Source organism: Pseudomonas sp. P5_B2 (genome assembly GCF_056400445.1).
This window is the reverse complement of record NZ_JBFULH010000455.1, coordinates 1-3300: the sequence shown is the minus strand read 5'-3', so window position 1 is coordinate 3300 and position 3300 is coordinate 1. Positions and strand designations below refer to the sequence as shown.

The following is a 3300-nucleotide window of genomic DNA, read 5'->3' as shown; positions in this document are numbered from 1 at the left end:
AACTTGATTCCTGTCACTGCTCATCAGTGAATCAAGTTACTGGCGGGCACCTGGACGCACAAGCCGGCGGATTCTGTCTTACCTGTAGGCGATGGCGAAGGCGTTGTAGCCGTTGGGTGGTAACAGAAGGCTTCGTTTAAACAGGTGCGATTTTTTGTTGTTTAAGCAGCAACGAAACAGAGGAATTCTCTCGCTGCGTCAGTCGATCGAAATCCGGGTGGAAGCGAGCCTGCTCGCGAAAGCGGTGTGTCAGCCGGCATCCATTTTAGATGTACTGCCGCCATCGCGAGCAGGCTCGCTCCCACAGGGTTTTGTGTTTTATCTGATGAGTATCGGGGGCATGAACATGCCCTGCCCGCCCTTCTCAATCACTTTTTGGTGGCAGCTAAATAATGCCCAACCAAAGCATTGGCATGGCCATGCCCCATACCGTGTTCAGTCTTCAGCCAGGCCACCATTTCCATGTGCTTTTTACCGCTCACTGTTCCGAGCAAATCCAGCCAGTGGCTGATGGGTTGTCCATACTTTTTCTCTATGGACGGGAAGTACGACGCAGGCCCTTTTACTTTTGTTTCTTCGGTCATGCTGCAAGCCTCCTTAATCGCGAAGGAGTGTCAGGTAACACTCCTTGTCGTCATCCTATAGATTGGACGCTGAACGCTATCCCAGCAATAACCCCTGCTCCGCCTCACACAACCCCACCACATAATCCCAGACCACCCGCAGCCGCACCGACTTGTGCAGTTCGCGCCGGGTACTGATCCAGTAACTGCGCTGGATGCTTTCATCCGGCAACAACGGCACCAAATCCGGATCGGCGTTGGCCATGAAGCACGGCAACACGGCGATGCCCAACCCGGAACGCGCGGCTTGTTGCTGGGCGATGACGCTGGTGCTGTGGAACACCACCCGGGGATTGCGGCAGAAGCTGTTGAGGAAGATCAATTCCTGGCTGAACAGCAGGTCGTCGACGTAGCCGATCCAGGCATGGCGACCGAGGTCTTCGCGGCTGTGCAATGGCGGTGATCGGTCGAGATACGCCTGGCTGGCATAGAGCGCCAGGCGGTAGTCGGTGAGTTTGCGGGTGACCAGCATGTCGGCGGCCGGGCGTTCGAGGTGGATGCTGATTTCGGCTTCGCGATTGAGGATGCTGACGAAGCGCGGCACAGCCACCAGTTCCACTTCCAGCCCCGGATAGCGTTCGAACAGACCGATCATACGGCTAGCGAGAAACATGATGCCCAGGCCTTCAGTCACCCCGACGCGAATCTTGCCCAGCGGCGCAGTGGACTGGGTGATTTCTTCCTGGGCGAGCAACGCAACGTTTTCCATGGCTTCGGCGTGTTTGAGCAGCGCTTCGCCGGCCGGGGTCATTTCATAACCCTGGGCATGCTGGACGAACAGCGCCGTGCCGAGACTCTTTTCGATGGCCTCGATGTGCCGGGCGACGGTGGCATGGGTGGTGTTCAAACGGCGGGCAGCGGTGAGCAAACGCCCGCTGCGCTGCAACTCGAGAAAAAACCGCAGGTCATTCCAGTCGAACATGATCCGTCCTTGAGGCGAGGCTGTTTAAAAACGTACAACGGCTGCGCAAAAACTAACATTCTTTTACTGAAAGCTAACAACTAGGATACTGACAACAAGAACAACAACAATAAGAGGTCAGGGATGCAGACTTCCCTAGATGAATTCGACTACATCGTGGTCGGCGCCGGGCCGGCCGGTTGTTTGCTGGCTAATCGACTGTCGGCCAACCCACAGCACCGGGTGCTGCTGCTCGAAGCCGGCGGCCGCGATAATTACGCGTGGATTCATATCCCTGTGGGTTACCTGTTCTGCATCGGTAACCCGCGCACCGACTGGTGCTTCAAGACCCAGGCGCAAGCCGGCCTGCAAGGGCGCACCCTGAGTTACCCACGCGGCAAAGTGCTCGGCGGCTGTTCTTCAATCAACGGCATGATCTACATGCGCGGCCAGGCCGGCGACTACGATGGCTGGGCCGCTGACGGCAATCCGGGCTGGAGCTGGAGCGACGTGTTGCCGCTGTTCAAAAAGAGCGAAAACCATTTTGCCGGCGACTCCGAATTTCACGGTGCCAGCGGCGACTGGCGCGTCGAGCGTCAGCGGTTGTCGTGGCCGATTCTCGATGCCTTCCGCAGCGCCGCCGAGCAAAGCGGCATCGCCAGCATCGATGATTTCAATCAGGGCGATAACGAAGGCTGCGGCTACTTTCAAGTCAATCAAAAGGCCGGAATCCGCTGGAACGCGGCCAAGGCGTTTCTCAAACCGATCCGCCACCGCGCCAATCTTACGGTGCTGACCGACGTCGAAGTCGACCGCGTGTTGCTCGACAACGGCCGCGCATCTGCAGTCATTACACGCTACCAAGGCCAGGCGAAAACCTTCAAGGCGCGCAAGGAAATCGTCCTGTGTGCCGGCTCCGTCGGCTCACCGGGCATCCTCCAGCGCTCCGGCATCGGCCCTCGCCCGCTGCTGCAAAGACTGGGGATCGGCGTGACCCATGAGCTGCCGGGGGTGGGAGGCAATCTGCAGGATCATCTGCAATTGCGGCTGATCTACAAACTGGAAAACGCCCGCACGCTGAACCAGATTGCCGGCAGTGTCTGGGGCAAGATGGGTATGGGTTTGCGCTACCTGTATGACCGCAGCGGCCCGCTGTCCATGGCGCCGAGTCAACTGGGGGCCTTTGCGCGATCGGGACCGGAACAGACCTCGGCCAATCTCGAATATCACGTGCAGCCGTTGTCGCTGGAACGCTTCGGTGAACCGTTGCACCCCTTCCCTGCCTTTACCGCCTCGGTCTGCGATCTACGCCCGCAAAGCAGGGGCCGGGTGGACATTTGTTCCGCCGACCCGCTGTCAGCGCCACTGATCCAGCCTAACTATTTGAGCCACCCCGAGGACTTGCGCGTCGCCGCCGATGCCATTCGCCTGACCCGCCGCATCGTCGCCGCACCAGCGCTGCGCACTTTCAATCCGGTCGAGTACCTGCCCGGTGCGCGCTTGCAGACCGAAGAAGAATTGCACGAAGCCGCCGCGCAGATCGGCACCACGATTTTCCATCCTGTCGGCACTTGCCGGATGGGTAACGACGCGGATGCGGTGGTTGATGCCGAGTTGCGGGTCCACGGTATTCCTGGCTTGCGCATTGCCGACGCCTCGATCATGCCGCGCATCACCTCGGGCAACACCTGCTCGCCGACGTTGATGATTGCTGAAAAAGCGGCACAACTGATGCTCCAATCCACAGCCAACACAACCCCAATGGGAGCGGGGGTG

At 59.1% G+C, this 3300-nt stretch carries 3 protein-coding genes; 1 reads left to right on the top strand and 2 read right to left on the bottom strand.

Going from position 1 to position 3300, the window contains the following annotated elements:
* Positions 1 to 368: 368 nt before the first annotated feature.
* Together AC1DRJ_RS22255 and AC1DRJ_RS22250 are read right to left on the bottom strand one after the other, a co-directional pair.
* On the bottom strand, positions 369 to 584 hold the full coding sequence (locus AC1DRJ_RS22255; RefSeq protein WP_477804038.1) for a DUF4287 domain-containing protein: 216 nt from the start codon (positions 582 to 584) through the stop codon (positions 369 to 371).
* Positions 585 to 660: 76 nt separating this feature from the next.
* Positions 661 to 1545: a LysR family transcriptional regulator gene (locus AC1DRJ_RS22250; RefSeq protein WP_477804037.1), complete on the bottom strand. Its 885-nt coding sequence runs from the start codon at positions 1543 to 1545 to the stop codon at positions 661 to 663.
* A gap of 123 nt (positions 1546 to 1668) precedes the next feature.
* Between AC1DRJ_RS22250 and AC1DRJ_RS22245 the strand changes: the two genes are divergently transcribed.
* On the top strand, positions 1669 to 3300 hold a 1632-nt coding region (locus AC1DRJ_RS22245), incomplete at its 3' end, for a GMC family oxidoreductase (protein WP_477804036.1).

Bases quoted from the DNA above. Each gene is read 5' to 3' on its own strand.
- AC1DRJ_RS22255 (WP_477804038.1), bottom strand. From the start codon at position 584: ATGACCGAAGAAACAAAAGTAAAAGGGCCTGCGTCGTACTTCCCGTCC.
- AC1DRJ_RS22250 (WP_477804037.1), bottom strand. From the start codon at position 1,545: ATGTTCGACTGGAATGACCTGCGGTTTTTTCTCGAGTTGCAGCGCAGC.